Here is a 1191-nt window from a genome sequence, read left to right on the forward strand (position 1 = left end):
TTACTTGATGACCTTGGCCACCACGCCGGCGCCGACGGTGCGGCCGCCCTCGCGGATCGCGAAACGCAGGCCCTCGTCCATCGCGATCGGGTGGATCAGGCTCACCACCATCTTCACGTTGTCGCCCGGCATCACCATCTCCACGCCTTCCGGCAGCTGCACCGCGCCGGTCACGTCCGTGGTGCGGAAGTAGAACTGCGGACGGTAGCCCTTGAAGAACGGGGTGTGACGGCCGCCCTCCTCCTTCGACAGCACGTACACCTCGGCCTCGAAGTCCGTGTGCGGCGTGATCGTGCCCGGCTTCGCCAGCACCTGCCCGCGCTCCACGTCGTCGCGCTTCAGGCCGCGCAGCAGCAGACCCACGTTGTCGCCCGCCTGGCCCTGGTCCAGCAGCTTGCGGAACATCTCCACGCCGGTCACCGTGGTCTTCTGCGTCGGGCGGATGCCCACCACCTCGATTTCCTCGCCGACCTTGATGATGCCGCGCTCCACGCGACCGGTCACCACCGTGCCGCGACCCGAGATCGAGAACACGTCCTCGACCGGCATCAGGAACGGCTTGTCGATCTCGCGCACCGGCTCCGGAATGTAGCTGTCCAGCGCGTCCACCAGCTTGATGATCGCCGGCACGCCGATTTCGCTCTGGTCACCTTCCAGCGCCTTCAGCGCCGAACCCTTGATGATCGGCGTGTCGTCGCCAGGGAAGTCGTACTTCGACAGCAGCTCGCGCACTTCCATCTCGACGAGCTCCAGCAGCTCGGCGTCGTCCACCATGTCCGCCTTGTTCAGGAATACCACGATGTACGGCACGCCCACCTGGCGCGACAGCAGGATGTGCTCGCGCGTCTGCGGCATCGGGCCGTCCGCCGCCGAGCACACCAGGATCGCGCCGTCCATCTGCGCCGCACCCGTGATCATGTTCTTCACGTAGTCCGCATGGCCCGGGCAGTCCACGTGCGCGTAGTGGCGCACCGGCGACTCGTATTCCACATGCGCCGTCGAGATCGTGATACCGCGCGCCTTCTCTTCCGGCGCCGCGTCGATCGCGTCGTAGGCCTTGAATTCGCCGCCGAAACGCTCCGCACCAACCTTCGTCAGCGCCGCCGTCAGCGTCGTCTTGCCGTGGTCCACGTGACCGATCGTACCCACGTTCACGTGGGGCTTGGTGCGCTCGAACTTGCCCTTTGCCAT

Annotated in this window: 1 protein-coding gene; it reads right to left on the minus strand. The window is 66.2% G+C overall.

What is annotated here, in order from left to right:
• Window positions 1-1191 (minus strand): elongation factor Tu, encoded by a 1191-nt coding sequence (tuf, locus tag ACQGNW_RS00010; protein ID WP_426661014.1) that lies wholly within the window; start codon window positions 1189-1191, stop codon window positions 1-3.

Source organism: Rhodanobacter aciditrophus (genome assembly GCF_050026795.1).
In the GTDB taxonomy this organism is placed as follows: domain Bacteria; phylum Pseudomonadota; class Gammaproteobacteria; order Xanthomonadales; family Rhodanobacteraceae; genus Rhodanobacter_A.